This is a genomic window from Ruegeria sp. CDSA033, assembly GCF_059612305.1.
The window spans coordinates 84,776-100,191 of record NZ_JBXWQI010000007.1 but is presented as its reverse complement, the minus strand read 5'-3'; the positions used below and the strand labels follow the sequence as shown (position 1 = coordinate 100,191).

Annotated in this window: 16 protein-coding genes; 13 read left to right on the top strand and 3 right to left on the bottom strand. The window is 58.0% G+C overall.

The genetic code is table 11. The features are described 5' to 3' along the window. The first annotated feature begins 6 nt into the window (after positions 1 to 6). The 3 genes from fabB to AC2FLA_RS11460 are packed head-to-tail and all read left to right on the top strand — an operon-like array spanning position 7 to position 2,281. Positions 7 to 1,236 carry a beta-ketoacyl-ACP synthase I gene (fabB, locus tag AC2FLA_RS11470; protein ID WP_109312551.1) on the top strand — a complete coding sequence of 410 codons (1,230 nt, stop codon included), beginning with the start codon at positions 7 to 9 and terminating at the stop codon, positions 1,234 to 1,236. Between the two features lie 5 nt (positions 1,237 to 1,241). Further along, a complete protein-coding gene (locus tag AC2FLA_RS11465; protein WP_282120727.1) occupies positions 1,242 to 2,033 on the top strand; it encodes an enoyl-ACP reductase FabI in 792 nt (263 codons plus the stop codon). Between the two features lie 59 nt (positions 2,034 to 2,092). After that, positions 2,093 to 2,281, top strand: a complete 189-nt coding sequence (locus tag AC2FLA_RS11460; RefSeq protein WP_496722295.1) for a hypothetical protein — start codon at positions 2,093 to 2,095, stop codon at positions 2,279 to 2,281. 18 nt (positions 2,282 to 2,299) lie between these two features. On the opposite strand, the gene AC2FLA_RS11455 is transcribed toward AC2FLA_RS11460, so the two are convergent. Continuing rightward, positions 2,300 to 2,728, bottom strand: coding sequence for an FKBP-type peptidyl-prolyl cis-trans isomerase (locus AC2FLA_RS11455; RefSeq protein WP_058273150.1), 429 nt, complete (start codon positions 2,726 to 2,728; stop codon positions 2,300 to 2,302). Positions 2,729 to 2,856: 128 nt separating this feature from the next. Between AC2FLA_RS11455 and AC2FLA_RS11450 the strand changes: the two genes are divergently transcribed. The 9 genes from AC2FLA_RS11450 to AC2FLA_RS11410 all read left to right on the top strand — a co-directional run bounded on the left by AC2FLA_RS11450 (position 2,857) and on the right by AC2FLA_RS11410 (position 11,031). Further along, the gene (locus AC2FLA_RS11450; RefSeq protein ID WP_472724300.1) at positions 2,857 to 3,543 is read left to right on the top strand and encodes a haloacid dehalogenase type II; all 687 of its coding nucleotides are present in this window, start codon (positions 2,857 to 2,859) and stop codon (positions 3,541 to 3,543) included. Next, positions 3,543 to 4,370, top strand: coding sequence for an alpha/beta fold hydrolase (locus tag AC2FLA_RS11445; protein WP_282152637.1), 828 nt, complete (start codon positions 3,543 to 3,545; stop codon positions 4,368 to 4,370). The genes AC2FLA_RS11450 and AC2FLA_RS11445 overlap by 1 nt, the downstream gene beginning before the upstream one ends. Further along, positions 4,367 to 5,341 (top strand): threonine ammonia-lyase, encoded by a 975-nt coding sequence (locus AC2FLA_RS11440; protein ID WP_282152638.1) that lies wholly within the window; start codon positions 4,367 to 4,369, stop codon positions 5,339 to 5,341. The genes AC2FLA_RS11445 and AC2FLA_RS11440 overlap by 4 nt, the downstream gene beginning before the upstream one ends. A gap of 60 nt (positions 5,342 to 5,401) precedes the next feature. Further along, positions 5,402 to 6,190, top strand: coding sequence for a 3-oxoadipate enol-lactonase (gene pcaD / locus AC2FLA_RS11435; protein WP_496722293.1), 789 nt, complete (start codon positions 5,402 to 5,404; stop codon positions 6,188 to 6,190). Positions 6,191 to 6,202: 12 nt separating this feature from the next. Further along, positions 6,203 to 6,931 (top strand): alpha/beta fold hydrolase, encoded by a 729-nt coding sequence (locus tag AC2FLA_RS11430; protein ID WP_496722291.1) that lies wholly within the window; start codon positions 6,203 to 6,205, stop codon positions 6,929 to 6,931. 67 nt (positions 6,932 to 6,998) lie between these two features. Beyond that, positions 6,999 to 8,198 (top strand): TCR/Tet family MFS transporter, encoded by a 1,200-nt coding sequence (locus AC2FLA_RS11425; RefSeq protein ID WP_496722289.1) that lies wholly within the window; start codon positions 6,999 to 7,001, stop codon positions 8,196 to 8,198. Between the two features lie 81 nt (positions 8,199 to 8,279). Then, a complete protein-coding gene (locus tag AC2FLA_RS11420) occupies positions 8,280 to 9,374 on the top strand; it encodes a Zn-dependent alcohol dehydrogenase (protein ID WP_496722287.1) in 1,095 nt (364 codons plus the stop codon). Between the two features lie 24 nt (positions 9,375 to 9,398). Then, complete coding sequence (locus tag AC2FLA_RS11415) at positions 9,399 to 10,631, top strand: mandelate racemase/muconate lactonizing enzyme family protein (protein ID WP_496722285.1); 1,233 nt, start codon at positions 9,399 to 9,401, stop codon at positions 10,629 to 10,631. 109 nt (positions 10,632 to 10,740) lie between these two features. Next, positions 10,741 to 11,031 (top strand): ArsR/SmtB family transcription factor, encoded by a 291-nt coding sequence (locus AC2FLA_RS11410; RefSeq protein ID WP_496722410.1) that lies wholly within the window; start codon positions 10,741 to 10,743, stop codon positions 11,029 to 11,031. A 3-nt stretch (positions 11,032 to 11,034) separates the two neighbouring features. On the opposite strand, the gene AC2FLA_RS11405 is transcribed toward AC2FLA_RS11410, so the two are convergent. Continuing rightward, positions 11,035 to 14,031, bottom strand: a complete 2,997-nt coding sequence (locus tag AC2FLA_RS11405) for a cyclic nucleotide-binding domain-containing protein (protein ID WP_496722408.1) — start codon at positions 14,029 to 14,031, stop codon at positions 11,035 to 11,037. 243 nt (positions 14,032 to 14,274) lie between these two features. On the opposite strand from AC2FLA_RS11405, the gene AC2FLA_RS11400 reads away from it, so the two are divergent. Beyond that, the gene (locus AC2FLA_RS11400) at positions 14,275 to 14,634 is read left to right on the top strand and encodes a DUF3307 domain-containing protein (protein WP_369935462.1); all 360 of its coding nucleotides are present in this window, start codon (positions 14,275 to 14,277) and stop codon (positions 14,632 to 14,634) included. 12 nt (positions 14,635 to 14,646) lie between these two features. Here the strand turns inward: AC2FLA_RS11400 and AC2FLA_RS11395 are convergent, their stop codons facing one another. After that, positions 14,647 to 15,378: a hypothetical protein gene (locus AC2FLA_RS11395; RefSeq protein ID WP_496722283.1), complete on the bottom strand. Its 732-nt coding sequence runs from the start codon at positions 15,376 to 15,378 to the stop codon at positions 14,647 to 14,649. Between the last annotated feature and the right edge of the window lie 38 nt (positions 15,379 to 15,416).

Below are 15,416 nucleotides of genomic sequence, written 5' to 3'. Positions count from 1 at the left end.
ACGCACATGCGTCGAGTAGTTGTCACCGGTTTGGGGGTCGTGTCCTCCATCGGGAACAATGCCCAGGAAGTAATGGCCTCTCTCAAGGCCGGAAAGTCCGGCATCGAGGCCAACGAGCAGATGGTCGAACACGGCTTTCGCAGCCAAATCGCCGGAACGCTCAAGATTGATCCGGCTGAGCATGTAGACAAGCGTACCCTTCGCTTCATGGGTCCTGGTGCAGCATACGCACATATCGCCATGAACCAGGCTATCGCCGACGCGGGCTTGACAGAAGATCAGGTCGTGAACCCGCGTACCGGTTTGGTTGCGGGTTCCGGTGGTCCGTCAACCAGCGCAATGCTGACAGCGCATCAGACAGTTCTGAAAACTGGTGCGACTAAGCGTATCGGCCCGTTCGCCGTGCCAAAATGCATGTGTTCGACGATCTCGGCCAACCTTGCGACCGCATTCAAGATCAAGGGCATCAACTACTCGATCACCTCGGCCTGCTCGACCTCGCTGCATTGCATTGGTAACGCGGCCGAACAGATCATGCTGGGCAAGCAGGACGTCATGTTCGCTGGCGGCGGAGAAGAGCTGGACTGGACACTGTCCTGCCTGTTCGACGCAATGGGTGCGATGTCATCCAAATACAATGACACGCCGGACAAAGCCTCGCGTGCGTTTGACCAGGACCGTGATGGATTCGTCATCTCGGGCGGTGGCGGGATCGTCGTTCTAGAAGATCTGGAACACGCGCTGGCCCGCGGCGCAAAGATTTACGCCGAAGTGACCGGATATGCGGCCACATCGGATGGCCACGACATGGTGGCCCCGTCCGGTGAGGGTGGCGAGCGGGCAATGCGTCTGGCTCTGTCGACCATGCCCGAAGGGCGCAAAGTCGGCTATATCAACGCCCATGGCACCTCGACCCCGGTCGGAGACGTTGGCGAAGTTGAAGCCGTGCGCCGCATCTTTGGTGAAGGCAATGTGCCCCCGATCTCATCGACCAAGTCGATGACCGGACACGCACAGGGTGCGGCAGGCGCGCTTGAGACGATCTTCTGCCTGCTGATGCTGGACAATGATTTTATTACGCCGTCGATCAATGTCGACACGCTTGCCGAAGGCATCTTGCCCGGTGAAATTGCAACTCAAGTAGTTGAAAACGCAGGATTGGACAGTGTGATGACCAACAGCTTCGGCTTTGGCGGCACCAACGGGTCCATGATCTTGTCGAAGTATAACGGGTGAATGTAATGTCGGATCTTCTAAAAGGTAAACGCGGCCTGATCATGGGCGTGGCCAATGACCGCTCGATCGCGTGGGGCATTGCCAAGGCCATGCATGAGGCCGGTGCCGAACTGGCATTCACCTATCAGGGCGAAGCGTTCGGTAAACGTCTTGAGCCGTTGGCCCAAAGCCTGGGCAGTGATTTCATGGTGGACGCGGACGTCACGGATGACGCCTCGCTGGATCGCGCATTCGAAGAGCTTGGCGCGCGCTGGCCCACCATTGACTTCGTGGTTCATGCGATCGCCTATTCGGATAAATCCGAACTGACGGGACGTTTTCTGAACACAACGCGGGCCAACTTCAAACACTCGATGGATGTTTCCGCCTATTCCTTCATCGAGGTTGCGCGCCGCGCTTATCCGCTGATGCAAGAGAATGGCGGCACGCTGCTGACCCTGACGTATCAGGGATCGAACAAGGTTGTGCCGAACTATAACGTCATGGGTGTGGCCAAGGCCGCGCTGGAATCGGCGACCCGCTATCTGGCCAACGATCTGGGCCCGGAAGGCATTCGCGTCAATGCGATCTCGCCCGGCCCAATGAAGACGCTGGCAGGTGCTGCAATCGGCGGTGCCCGCAAGACTTACAAGTTCTGCGACCAGAACGCTCCGATGCGCTCGAACGCAACGCTTGAGGCTGTTGGCGGCACGGCCGTTTACCTCACTTCAGACGCGGGAGCTTGCACGTCGGGTGAGATCATCCGCGTCGATGGTGGCTTCCACGTTTTGGGCATGCCGCAGCCAGATCACATGTGACCTGATCTTTCCCTGCCGGTGCCAAGATTTCACCATCTTTCACGGGCAGGGATATCGGCATGAGCAAAGCCGAACATATCCTTACCAGCAACACTCGCAGCATCAGGTCACGCCGCAAATCCGGGTTTCTGGGCACGCGTGGCATTGTCGCGTTATTGGCCCTAACCACCCTATTGTTGTTTGTGTTTTTCACACAGCCGCAAATGCAGGAAACCGTTAAAGCCTGGATCAGCCTCATATCAGGCTGATCCGACTCGTTTCATGGGTCAGTTGATCGAAACGACCTCGATATCAAATATCAAATCCTGACCGGCCAATGGGTGGTTGGCATCCAGCGTGACGGTTGCTTCGTCGACCTCTACCACCGTTACCGGAACGGCCTGTCCGTCCGGCGTTTGCATCTGCAATTGGGTGCCGGGATCCAGCGGAATATCGTCCGGAATGCCTTCGCGCGGGATTTGCTGGCGCGCCGCGGGGTTGATCGGGCCATAGGCGTCAACGCAGGCGATTTCGACCCGCTTTTTGTCTCCGATGTTCAAACCCGGCATCGCCGAATCCAAACCCGGGATAATCTGGCCCGTGCCAACGACGAATTCCAGCGGGTCACGTCCTTCGGAACTGTCAAAGACGTTTCCGTCCAACAGCGTTCCTGTGTAATGGATGCGAACCGTGTCGCCTTGTTTGATTTCGGTCATATTGGTCTCCGGCCTCTTTTGGGGTTTAGCGGCCAAGCCTAGGAGGTAACACGACATTGTAAACCCCGCCCTCTTTCATGCCCGTTATTGTTGTGCAAACCTGCCCCGGACGATCAGGAGGGGACCGGATGCCAATCACAACCTGCATTTTCGATGCGTATGGAACGCTGTTCGACGTGGCCGCCGCCGCGCGGCAAGCAGCCGGGGAACCGGGCTTTGAGAAACTGCAACAGAAATGGCCCGAACTGGCCAATCATTGGCGCCTGAAACAGCTGCAATACACCTGGCTGCGCGCGGTCACGGATGCTCATGCGGATTTCTGGGATGTTACACAGGATGGCCTCGACTGGGCGCTTGAGGCGACCGGCCTGGACGGCGACGCAACACTGCGGCAACGGCTTCTGGATCTGTACTGGGAATTGCAGGCCTATCCCGAAGTTCCAGAAATGCTGCGCGCACTAAAAGCGGGTGAGTTGCAAACAGCGATCTTGTCAAATGGCTCGCCACCGATGCTTGATGGCGCGGTTCAGTCAGCGGGTATCGGGGACGTTTTGGACGACGTGTTGTCCGTGGAAAGCGTCGGAGTCTTCAAGCCGGATTCGCGGGTCTATGACCTTGTGCAGGAACGGTTCTGCTGTGCCCGAAACGAGGTTCTGTTCGTCAGCTCGAATGGCTGGGATGCGGCTGGGGCCAGCGGGTACGGCTTTGTCACCGCCTGGGTCAATCGCGCCGGGGAACCGATGGACCGCTTGCCATGGAAACCTGCGCATGTACTGTCCGACCTAACGACGATTCCGCAACTGGCTGGACTTTAATGGCATTTTTCACTTCGTCTGATGACAGGCGTCTTTTTTTCGAGGACACCGGCTCTGGTGCGCCTGTGCTTTGCCTTGCCGGGTTGACCCGCAACAGCAAGGATTTTTCGTTCCTCGCGCCGCATCTGGGTGACATGCGGGTAATTGCGATGGATTACCGCGGGCGCGGTCGCTCGGACCATGACCCGGACTTTATGAACTACAACGTCCTTCGCGAATCTCAAGACGCGATCGAGCTGCTGGACCATCTTGGTCTGGACCGTGTGAATGTCATCGGCACCTCGCGTGGGGGGCTGATTGCCATGGCGCTAGCCGCCAGCCATCCCGAACGGTTGTTGAGCGTTGTTTTGAACGACGTCGGTCCGGTGCTGGAACCATCGGGTATCGCCAAGATCATGGAATTTGTCGGCAAGCAGCCCGTTTCCAAAACATATGATTTGGCGGCCCGGGCGTTGCAGCACGTCTTGGGGCCCCAATTTCCCGGCGTGTCACTAGCGCGTTGGCGGCAGCAGGCGGAAGTCCAATTCGACGAAACGCCTGATGGTCTGACCCTCAGCTATGATCCTGCGCTGCGTACAGCGCTTCTGGAACAGGCCGCTGCAGGGCCCGCCCCTGATCTGTGGCCCCTGTTTGAAGCACTGCAGAGCATTCCAACCGGCGTCATTCGCGGCACAAATTCGGATATTTTGGGCAAAGACACGCTGACTGAAATGCACAACCGCCACCCTGATCTTATATCGACAGAAATACCCGACCGTGGTCATCCCCCGTTTCTGGATGAACCACAGTCGGTAGAACTCATTCGCAAGGTACTGGTCACCGCATGAGCACACTTGAAATGATCGAGGCCGCCGCCGAGCGCCTTAGAGGGCATGTTCGCGAGACACCGATTCTAACCTCGCCGTTTCTGGACAAAATCGCGGGCCGCCGCGTGCTGGTGAAACCCGAGTGTTTGCAACATACCGGCAGCTTCAAGTTTCGCGGGGCCTGGTCGGCGATATCGGCCCTTGGTGATGCGGACCGGCAGCGCGGTGTCATCGCCTATTCCTCGGGCAATCATGCGCAGGGCGTGGCCTATGCGGCCGCGCAGCACGGGATTTCCTCGGTCATCGTCATGCCCTCTGACGCACCGCAGCTAAAGATCAACAACACCCGCGCGCTGGGGGGTGAGGTCGTTCTGTATGACCGCGCGAACGAAAGCCGCGAAGAAATTGGCGAGGCACTGGCGTCCCAACGCAGTCTGACCCTGATCCGGCCTTACGACGAACCTCAGGTCATCGCAGGACAAGGCACAGTCGGGCTGGAACTGGCGCGGCAGACGGCCGATTTGGGTATCGAGAAGGCGGATGTTCTGGTGTGCTGCGGCGGTGGCGGGTTGACCTCAGGTATTGCGCTGGCGCTGGAAGGCCACGCGCCGGGGCTGCGCGCCCGCCCGTGCGAGCCTCAGGGGTTCGACGATGTCAAACGGTCTTTGGCAACCGGGCACATTCAAAGCAACAACGCCGCATCGGGCAATATCTGCGATGCAATCCTGACGCCGGAACCGGGCCAGATCACCTTTCCGATCCTGAATAGGCTGTGCGGTCCGGGCTTGTCGGTGTCCGAGGAAGACGCGCTTCGCGCCATGGCGCAGGCGTTTTTGCGCCTCAAGATCGTGCTGGAACCAGGCGGGGCAGTATCGTTGGCCTCAGCCCTTTTCCGCGCCGAGGAAATCGAGGGCGACACTGTGATCGTAGTAGCATCGGGCGGCAACGCCGACCCCGAAGTCTTTGGAAAAGCGCTGGAATACCTGACCTGACAAGTCGTTTAGGCTGGGGCAACCTGAAATGTGGGCGTATTGACGCCAGGGGATTGAGTCGTGCAGATCGCAGACATTGGAAACGTTCAAATCCACTATCGGATCGATGGTGATCCAGACGGCGCGCCAATTGTGTTTGCCAATTCTTTGGGAACCGACCTGCGGCTTTGGGACGATGTGTTGCCGCACCTGCCCGCAGGGCTGCGTGTGATCCGTTTTGACAAGCGCGGGCACGGTCTTTCGTCGCAACCCCCGGCCCCCTATTCGATGGGTGCGCTTGTGCGGGACGTGGAAGGATTGCTTGATTTTCTTGAAGTGCGCGATTGCGTGTTTGTCGGCCTTTCGATCGGCGGGCTGATTGGACAAGGACTGGCCGTAAAACGTCTGGATCAGGTCCGCGCCTTAGTGCTGTCCAACACCGCAGCCAAGATCGGCATTCCTTCAATCTGGCAGGACGGCATGGACGCGGTACAAAAGGGCGGGATCGAGGCCCTGGCTGATGCAACCATGGAGCGCTGGTTTTCCAAGGCATTTCGCGCAGCGCCCGAGCATCTGCTTTGGCGCAACATGATGGTGCGCCAGCCAGTGGATGGCTATCTGGGCTGCTGCGCGGCAATCTCTGGCACAGACTTCTACACCCCCACCAGCGGCCTGCGCCTGCCGACGCTCGGCATCGCCGGCAGCGAGGACGGATCGACCCCACCGGATCTTGTGCGGGAAACCGTTGACCTGATCCCCGGCTCTCGGTTCGAGCTGATGCGACGCGCTGGGCACTTGCCTTGTGTGGAACAACCGGCAGAATACGCGGCATTGCTGCACAGCTTTCTGACCGAAATCGGACATGTTTGAAGGAGCCTTGGTTTGGCCGATCTTCTATTAGTCCATGGGTCCTGCCACGGTGCCTGGTGTTGGCGCGACCTCATCCCGGCGTTGGAAGCGCTGGGGCACGAGGTCCGTGCCATTGACCTACCCAGCCACGGATCGGATCCGACGCCCGTTGCCGATGTGACGTTGGACAGCTGTCGCGACACGATTTTGGATGCGACCTCGCGCAATACGATCATTGTCGGTCATTCCTGGGGTGGCTACCCGATCAGTGCCGCGGCAGAGGCGGAGCCGGAGGCGATGCGCGCCCTTATCTACCTTGCCGCCTACGTCCCGCAGGATGGTCTTTCGATGGTGGAAATGCGCAAACGATCGCCCCGGCAGACAATCCATGATGCGGTCGAAAAATCAACCGACGGCCTCTCGTATACGGTTGTACCAAGCAAGGTGCATGACCTGTTCTACCACGACTGCCCACCCGAAACACTGCCATTCGCGTTTGCGCGCTTGTGCCCGCAAGCCATCGCACCACAGGACACCCCCCTGCCCCTGACCGGCAATTTCGACCGGGTTCCCAAGGCATATATCCGGACAACCGATGACCGGACGATCCCGACCGAATACCAGGAACAAATGAGCCGCAGCGCCCCCGAAGCGATGCGGCATACGATTGACACGTCACATTCCCCATTCTTTGCACAACCGCAAAAATTGGCTGAATTGTTGGACAAAATCGCAAAAGACCTGCCAGGGTCACAAGTCTGAGCACATCCCTTTCAACCCGCATCGTCCGCGGATAAGGTCCGCCCAAATCATCATCCTTGCGGTTCAAATGCGTCTTCCGTTTTTCTTCGTCCTTCTCACGGTCATGATCGACGCCATGGGCATCGGCCTTGTCTTGCCTATCATGCCGGAACTGATCGTCGAGGTTCAGGGTGGCACGTTGGCGACGGCTGCGATCTGGGGTGGCATCCTCAGCACCGCGTTTGCAGCAATGCAGTTCGTGTTCGGACCAGTTCTGGGTAACCTTTCGGACGCTTACGGGCGACGGGTGGTATTGCTGGTCTCGCTGTTCGTCATGTCGCTGGACTATGTTGTCATGGCACTTGCGGGCAGCATCTGGTTGCTGTTGGCCGGGCGCATCGTCGGAGGCATTACGGCCGCCACGCATGCAACGGCGGCGGCCTTCATGGCGGATGTGTCGAAACCCCACGAAAAGGCTGCAAACTTTGGTCTATTGGGCGCAGCATTTGGCGTCGGGTTTGTCTTTGGCCCAGTACTTGGTGGGCTGCTGAGCGAATATGGCACACGTGCACCATTTTGGGCTGCCGCAGGTTTGTCTGCCCTGGCCTTCGTCATCGGTGTATGTGTCATGCCCGAGACGGTCACCGACAAGACACGCCGGGCCTTCAGCCTGCGGCGGGCAAACCCAGTGAACTCGCTGCGCGCGATTGCTGCGTTGCCCGGTATCCGGCCGATGCTGTGGGTCTATCTCCTGTACTCCATCTCGATCTATGTCTACCCGGCAATTTGGGCGTATTTCACAACCGAGCGGTTTGGCTGGTCACCACAAATGATCGGCGTGTCACTGGGCGTCTACGGAATCGGCATGGCGGCCGTTCAGGGTGGCCTGATCCGGCCCGCAACCAAATACTTGGGTGAACGCGTCACAATCATCTACGGCATGGGGTTCGAGCTGTTTAGCTTTTTTCTTCTGGCCTTCCTGACCAATGGGATCATTGCCCTGATGCTGATCCCGATCACCGCGATCGGAGCGGTTGTGACCCCTGCCCTGCAGGCCCTGATGTCGCGCAAGACGCCCGACTCGCAACAGGGTGAACTGCAGGGTGTACTGACATCCTTGCACGCTTTGTCGATGGTCATCGCACCGTTGCTCATGACCAGCGTGTTCGCTCAGTTCATCAAGCCCGACGCGGCGATCTACTTGCCGGGCGCACCATTCCTCTTGGCATTCGTCATGATGGTGATCTGTCTTCTTGTGTTTTCCCGTTCACGTAGGGTCATGGCATAACTACGACATCCCTTTGACGGATTCCGCCTTGCAGCGTCCCCATAAGCGCGCCACCGTAGCGCAAAGGGAGAGAGGGACAGCATGCAAACCATCAAAGCCGCCGTTTGCCGGGCGTTCGGTGAACCTCTGGTCATTGAAGATATTCAGATCGCACCGCCCAAGTCAGATGAGGTCGAGGTGACGTTGGATGCGGTGGCAATTTGCCATTCGGACATTTCATTTGCCGGTGGTGCGTGGGGCGGACACCTTCCTGCCGTCTATGGGCACGAGGCTGCGGGCATTATCACTGCGGTCGGCGACTCGGCAGGTGAATTTCAGGTCGGAGACCCGGTTGTCGTTACCCTGATCCGGGCATGTGGCTCGTGCCCCTCTTGCGCGGGGGGGAAACCAACTGTCTGCGAAACGCCTTATGACAAGGTCAACGGGCCGTTGCGCACAGCAGATGGCGGACTGCTGGAGCAGGCTATGGCCTGCGGAGCTTTTGCAGAAAAGGTTGTGGTCAGCCATCGGCAGATCGTCAGGATTCCACAGTCCATGCCCAAAGACGTTGCCAGCCTGCTGTCCTGCGGTGTGATCACGGGCGTCGGCGCCGCCGTCAACGCCGCCGGTCTGCGGCCCGGACAGGATGTGGTTGTGATCGGTGCCGGAGGTGTCGGGCTGAACGCAATTCAGGGCGCCCGCATCGCCGGTGCACGCCGTATTGTGGCCGTGGACATGACCGAAGAAAAGCTGGCCATTGCCAAGGAATTCGGCGCGACCCACGGCGTTTTAGCCGATCAGAAAGCCCCCTGGAAGGCCGCTTACAAAGCGCTTGGGGGTCGCGGCGCAGATGCCGTTTTGATCACCGTCGGCGCGATTCCTGCCTACGACCAAGCCCCTCGTTACCTGGGCCCGGGTGGCAAGGCAGTCATGATCGGGATGCCGCATTCCGGGGATATGGCAAGCTACGAGCCGGTAGTTCTGGCCGCCTTGGGTCAGGGTCTTATCGGATCGAAAATGGGCGATGTTGTCATTCAGCGGGATATTCCGTGGATGATCGACCTTTATGATCAGGGACGCTTGAAACTGGATGAACTGATTTCGGGCCGATGGTCGCTGTCGCAGATCAACGAAGCGATCGAGGACACCAAAACCGGATCCGCCAAGCGTAACGTGATCGTTTTCGACAGGGATTAACCCGGCAGGGCAGGAGACCACCTGATGAAACTGCAAGACCTCGACATCATTGTCACAGCCCCTCCTGCGCCCGGATGGGGCGGGCGGTATTGGATACTGGTCAAAGTCACGACCGATACCGGGATCACGGGCTGGGGGGAATGCTATGCATCCTCGGTTGGCCCCGAGGCGATGCGCCATGTCATTCGAGACGTGTTTGAACGGCATATGCTGGGCGAGAACCCCGAAAACATCGAGCTGATGTTCCGCCGCGCCTACTCTAGTGGGTTTACTCAGCGGCCCGATCTAACGGTCATGGGGGCTTTTTCCGGGCTGGAAATCGCGTGTTGGGATATTCTGGGCAAAGATCGCGATCGCCCGGTCTACGCCTTGTTGGGCGGATTGGTGAACGAACGCATAAGGGCCTACACCTATCTGTATCCCCTGCCTCAACATAATCTGAACGATTTCTGGACGTCGCCTGAACAAGCGGGCGAATGTGCCGCCGAAATGGTCAGACGCGGGTTCACAGCCGTCAAGTTCGACCCCGCCGGGCCCTACACTGTTCGGGGCGGGCACATGCCTGCGATGTCCGATATCTCGATGTCCGTTGCGTTCTGCAAAGCGATCCGAGAGGCCGTGGGCGACAAAGCCGACCTGCTGTTCGGCACCCACGGCCAGTTCAACACCGCGGGCGCAATCCGATTGGGTCAGGCGCTTGAACCCTATTCACCGCTTTGGTTCGAAGAGCCCACACCTCCGGACATGATTGAAGATATGGCTCGTGTCGCGCGAAATGTTCGGATCCCGGTTGCAACCGGTGAACGCATGACCACCAAGGCCGAATTCGCGGCCGTTTTGCGGGCTGGGGCGGCAGAAATCCTGCAACCCGCGCTGGGTCGTGCCGGCGGGATTTGGGAGATGAAGAAAGTGGCCGCAATCGCCGAAGTCTTCAACGCCCAGATGGCCCCGCATTTGTACGCCGGTCCGATTGAATGGGCCGCCAATATCCATTTGGCCGCATCCATCCCAAACCTGCTGCTGCTTGAGACCATAGACACGCCGTTTCACGATCAACTCATCAACAGCTCATTGCGGGTTGAGGCCGGATTTGTCCCCGCGCCGACCGCACCGGGACTGGGGATTGAGGTGAACGAAGATCTTGCCCGCGCGCACCCTTTCAACGGTGACGGCCTGCATCTGCAAATGCAAGAAGAGCCCTGTGATTACGTGAACGGAAACGCCTTTCAGGGTGGTGCCCCTGCAACCGAGGGGTGACAACCCAATAGGTCTTGGGGCACATTGACCCAACCCATAGGTGTTAAACAGGCCACGCGTGACACTTGAAGACGACCAAACCGAACAAACCGAAGCTGCGCTATCTGAAATGAAAGAAAGCGCGGCTCGGGCCTCTGCGTTTCTGAAAACGCTCGCGCATGAGGGTCGGTTGATGATCTTGTGCCATCTGGCCGACGGCGAAAAATCCGTGGGTGAGCTGGAGGCCTTGTTGCGTATCCGTCAGGCTGCGGTCAGTCAGATGCTGGCGCGCCTGCGCGCTGAAAACATTGTTGCAACGCGCAGGGACGGAAAGTCCATCTATTACTCGCTGAACAACGACGGCGCGGCGCAGGTGATCGCCGTTCTTTACGATATGTTCTGCAGCCCCGACAACGAATAACCCTTAGTTCGATACATAGCCCGCAATCACCTGCAACAGTTTGAACGCGGTTGCGGCATCATTTTCGACCACGGCCAGGAATTCCTCTTCACCAATACGCAGGCACGACAGTTCCGTCTCGGCGATCATGCTCAGCGCCCTAGGTTCCTTGCGGATCAGGCCCAACTCTCCGACCAGGGCACCGGGGCCGACCGTGGCAATCAACTGATCCACTCCGTCGGTCTGTGGAAGGTACAGCCCGGCTTCCCCGTCCAGCACCACATAGGCGCCGTCGGTTGGCTGATCGTCCTTAAGGAAAACAACCTCTCCTGCTTTGGCATCGAACCAGCGCGCGCCAAAGGCCAGCAGGCGCAGCTGCCGGCGATCCAGCCCGGAAAACAACGGTGTCTGTTCCAGCGCGCGCAGCTTACGCGAAAGGTCAGCCGAGGCGGCACTGTCTTCTTCCACGTCCGCAGGTCCTTCGTCCGAGACGACCCGACCTTGCCTGATTTCCACATACATGTCGAATACGCCCGGGTTTTCGAACTGGTCGTTCAGGTAGATCACTGTGGTATCCGGCAGTAACGCGCGGAGGTTTTTGTAAACGGCCACCTTCGAGGCCATATCATAACTGGCCAACGCGTCCTCAAGGATCAGAATATCCGGTTTCTTGATCGTCGCGCGCGTAAAGGACAGAGGTTCAGCAAAAACCGCGGGCAGGTTTTGACCGCCCAGCGCCACCGGAACGTCGTAGATCAGCTCGACCACCAGCGGGCGCGCACCGTTTTTGTTCAGAACATCCACGATCAGTTTGCGCGCCTCGTCCGAACGGGCGCCGCCGATCTGACTGACCTTCCCGAACAAAGCGTTTTCCAGAACCGTCAAGCCAGGCGCGAACTTCGTTTTGTCTAACGGGACAAATACATCCAGCAACCGCTCCAACAGTTTTTCGGAATGGCTATGCCGCAACTCAAGAATGCGGTCTTTGAGGTCGTCGGTGAAGGCTGGTCCAATCTGTTCCGCCGAAATCACGAACGGAACGGCCAGCAGGTTTGCCAGCTGTTCATCATTCAGCCCCGATACGCCCTCGTTCCGGGTCTTTTCAACCAGCTCGACAGCAGCCTCATAGGTCTGCGCCTCTAGTCCCAGTTTGCGAAACAGCGGGTGATCGGTGCCGTCCAGTCCGAAAATCTGGCGCAGCATCTCAATCACATCGCGTGTCAGGCTCACCAGAGTCTCATCCAGGCCAAATTCGCGCAATTGATCAAGGAACACGGTCTGCTGCGCCAAAAGCTCCTGCGTGACAGGCACTTTGGGGGTGGCGAACAACAGGTTTTCCGCAACTGGCAAGGCAGGATTATAGCTGTTGCGGTCAAAGATCAGGGCTTGTTGCTCCAGACCCGACGCTTTCACCGCATCCTGAACCAAAGGCCGCAGTTCGACCAGTTTGTCGGCCAGCTCGGGATGCTCGGTGGCATCGAACACCTGCTCGGCCCCGCGCAGGAACAGCGTCGCGCCAGAACCCATCCCGTCAATCAGTTTCAACCACCAGTCGCGCACCTCTTCAGCACTGTCCAATCCCGCAGTCGTCGGGTCCAACCAATTTGCCCTGAAGGGGTCCGGGCTATTGCCGGCACGCAACGTCTCATCATATCCGGGGTCGTTTATTTCGGTTGTCTGCGGCTTGAACCGCATCGGCATCATGACGTTGTCGCCCAGCGTGCCCTGGAACATTACGGGCCGTGACGAAGCATACCCAATACGGGCGGCCACGACGCTTTGATGCAGCGCTGACAAATGGATTTCACCGATCCGCACCCGGCCCGAGCTGGGCGAAATTTCTCGCGTCAGCAACTCGGCCATGGCGCGCCGATCTTCTTCGCTGGGGGCCGCGATCCCGATGATTTTCCCGCTGGGAAAGGACAGGTCCAAATCATCCAGAACCTGATTGCCGTCCATATCGCGGACCGAGACATGGTCGAGTACAATGTCACCGTTCAGCCTTGGCGTGGCCTCGGGTTCGCCATCGAACAGTTCTTCGTCATGCATTCCGGAAGGTGCAAACCGTTCCGTCACCACGTCCCAGCGCAACGACATGTCCTGTGTCTGGTTATAATAGGTCAGCAGTTCCTTCCACGGCGAGCTGAGATCCTTATACGCGGCCAGCGCAGCGACCAATGCACCCAGCGAAACCGACCCCTGCAAGACCAGAAGACCGCCAACCAAATAGAACAGGAACGGCGTCATCTGCGAGATGAAGTTGTTTATGAATTTCATAAAGAACTTCTTTTGGTAGATCTCGAACCGGATACCAAACAGGCGCCCCAGCTGCTCGGACACCATCGCCCGGCGATACCGCCACCCGCCATTGGCACGCAAAGTGGACGCGCCCGCGGCGTTCTCGCCGATCTGGGCGGCCAGCAAGCGAACCTCTTGAATGCGTTTTTTGTTCAGAAGGTTGATCTGACGCTGCAGTTTCGGAATTAGCCAGGCTTGCAGAGGTATCAGCGCTACTGCCGCCAACCCAAACCAGAAGCTTTGCAGAAACAGGAAGGACAGGATGGTGATCATCTGACCCGCCTGCAAAACCGGTTGGCTGATCGCGTCCCCCATGAGCCCGCCCATCGGCTCGCTTTCGGCGGTGACCATCGACACCAGCTCACCTTGGCTGACGCGCTCAAAATAAGGTTGAGGGAAACGCAACGCGCGGCTGATCAGCACATACCGGAACCGGCGCAACATACGCTCGCTCAGCACGCCTTTCATTGTGTTGATGCGCATTTTCATCAGGCCATGCGCCAGCACCGCGATCAGAAACCCGATACACAGAATGATGAGGAATGTCGTCTGAGGCAGGCTATAACCCCAGACATCTACAACCGGGCTGGCCGCGCCAATCGCATCGTTGATGATGCGTTTGGGCAATTCGAGCGTCAGATAAAGTAGTGGAAACAACGTCGAGGTCACGGCCAGCAGAATCAACTGGTCGCGTTTCGAGTATTTCCAAATAAACTGGAAAATTGAACGTTCTATGGAACCTGCCCCTACTACGGATCACTGAAACGATCTTGACGAAAGTGCCGTAAACCCAACACTCTGAATTTACCTTAGTCCAGCCAAAAGAGGCAAATAGTTTCCAATTTGATCAGTTAATTGCCGAGTGTGAACAAGTTCATTTGCGCAACCACAGATTAGTGCCTAGACTCCGTTTGGGACGATTTCGGGAGGACTCATTTGACTGCCAGTATAGGCGCAGTGCTATTGATGCTCTGCTTGTTGCAGATCAAACATATGTTTGCGGATTTTTTTCTCCAGACTCCGAAAATGTTGGCAGGGCGCGGTGAGTATTTCCACCTGGGCCGCGCGCAGCATGCGGGCGTGCACGTCATCGGGTCAGTGATTGTCTTTTTGATTTTTGGCGCGCCGTGGTCGTTTATTTTGATCATTGCTGCACTGGAATGGATTGTTCACTTCAATATTGATTTCGCCAAAGCCAGCTATTCAGACAAAAAGAAACTGATGCCGACACAGGCTGCGTTTTGGCGGGCTGCAGGACTGGACCAGTGCCTGCACAACCTGACATACATCGCCATGGTCTGGGCCTGGGCTGAATTCGCGACCTGATCAGCGATTGCTTCAGGCGACGTTTTCAAGGGATTGCGGACAATACGCGTCCAGCCACATTCGATCCAAATGGTCAATTCTAGCGGCGTCAAAACGTTCCTCTTCCATCCAGTAGCGACCAGACGGAACAAAGTAATTAAGCTGTGCCTCCGCCTGCACTGCCGCTTGCATACCCTTTGTCGAAGGCCGTGCGGCAGACATTAGGGTGTCAGTCGTCACCGAAGGAAAGACCAGCCGGCTTTCACCCTGCGACAGTCGAACCACGCGGCAGTTCTGCGCGGCACCAAACAAAGCCAGTCGGGCGGATTTTGCCTCGAGCGATCGCAGCGTCACATCAGCGCGCAAAGGATCGGCTGCTCCGTTGCCGTAAAAATGGGTCTTGCCGGAATTTGGGTAAATCATGTCACAGCCAAAAAAGGCCAAAACGGCTGGCTGAAGCGCGGCCAAGGCCCAGTAGCCCACCGTAAACGCCATGGTGCCGCCGGCGTAAACAAATCCGCCGAACTTGTTTTGATGCGGAACGTATTCATCCGCCTCGACGATGCTTTGACCGCGCGCCAGTATGTCCGGACGGTTGCGTACAGGAAAGTCCTCGGGATGGACGAGGAAATCCCAATCGTCGCGGATACGCCAGGCGTTGTTGATGGCAACAATGCGAGTAAACGGATCCCGCGACCACTCTCGTGCTGCAGCGGCGGCCGGCGCACTTCCAAGTATCAAAACGCGATGCATCGGTTCGGCCATTCTGGGCCCTGCCCTTTTCCAGTTCCCCGGAAGGATAG